This window comes from Streptomyces fulvoviolaceus (assembly GCF_000718165.1).
GTDB classification, from domain to species: Bacteria; Actinomycetota; Actinomycetes; order Streptomycetales; family Streptomycetaceae; genus Streptomyces; species Streptomyces fulvoviolaceus.
In genome coordinates this window covers 1-888 of the sequence record NZ_JOEY01000149.1, presented here as the reverse complement: position 1 = coordinate 888, position 888 = coordinate 1, and the positions used below count along the sequence as shown (strand labels likewise).

Annotated in this window: 1 protein-coding gene and 1 pseudogene; both read right to left on the bottom strand. The window is 70.6% G+C overall.

Annotated features, from left to right (window positions below):
* A pseudogene (locus tag IG08_RS0153230) lies at positions 1 to 345 on the bottom strand (electron transfer flavoprotein subunit alpha/FixB family protein); the annotation flags it as partial.
* A gap of 51 nt (positions 346 to 396) precedes the next feature.
* Positions 397 to 888 (bottom strand): electron transfer flavoprotein subunit beta/FixA family protein (locus IG08_RS0153225; RefSeq protein WP_030622102.1); only part of this gene is annotated, 492 nt, incomplete at its 5' end.

Sequence of the window (888 nt, the reverse complement as noted above, 5' to 3'; positions counted from 1 at the left end):
GGCGTCGGTGATGATGCCGGAGCCGATGCGCAGCGCGAGGCGGGCGGCGATCTCCTTGCCCTCCGCGGAGGACGGCACCAGCACGGCGGCCGGGGACACCTGCTCGTAGGCGGCCTGCAGCGCGTCGACCTTGGGGACGACCAGGTAGTCGGCGTACTCGGCGGCCTCGTGGGTCAGGACCTTGACCGCGCCGTGCTCGCCGAGGACGGCGGCGGTGTCGGCGGCGCCGGCACCCAGCGCGAGGGCGACGGGCTCGCCGATGCGGCGGGCCAGGGTCAGCAGCTCCAGGGTCGGCTTGCGGACCACGCCGTCCGCGTGATCGACGTAGACGAGAACTTCAGCCATGGGACAGCAACTCCTGTTGGATCAGACGAACTTCTGGCCTGCGAGGCTGTATTAGATGAATTTGCGCTGCGCGAGAAAGGCGGCGAGCTGCTTGCCGCCCTCGCCCTCGCCCTCGTCCTTGACGATCGTCCCGGCGGTGCGCGCCGGACGCGCCGCAGCGTTTTCTACGACGGTGCAGGCGCCGCCGAGGCCCACGTCCTCGGCGTCGATCTCCAGGTCGGACAGGTCCCAGGAGGTAACCGGCTTCTTCTTCGCCGCCATGATCCCCTTGAAGGACGGGTAACGCGCCTCACCCGACTGGTCGGTGACCGATACGACCGCGGGGAGGGAAGCCTCCAGCTGCTCGGACGCGGCATCCCCGTCGCGGCGGCCCCTGACCGTGCCGTCCTCGACCGTCACCTCGGACAGCAAGGTCACCTGCGGCACCCCCAGCCGCTCGGCGACCAGCGCGGGCACGATGCCGGCGGTGCCGTCGGTGGACGCCATGCCGGAGATCACCAGGTCGTAGCCGGCCTTCTCGATCGCCTTCGCCAGCACCAGCGA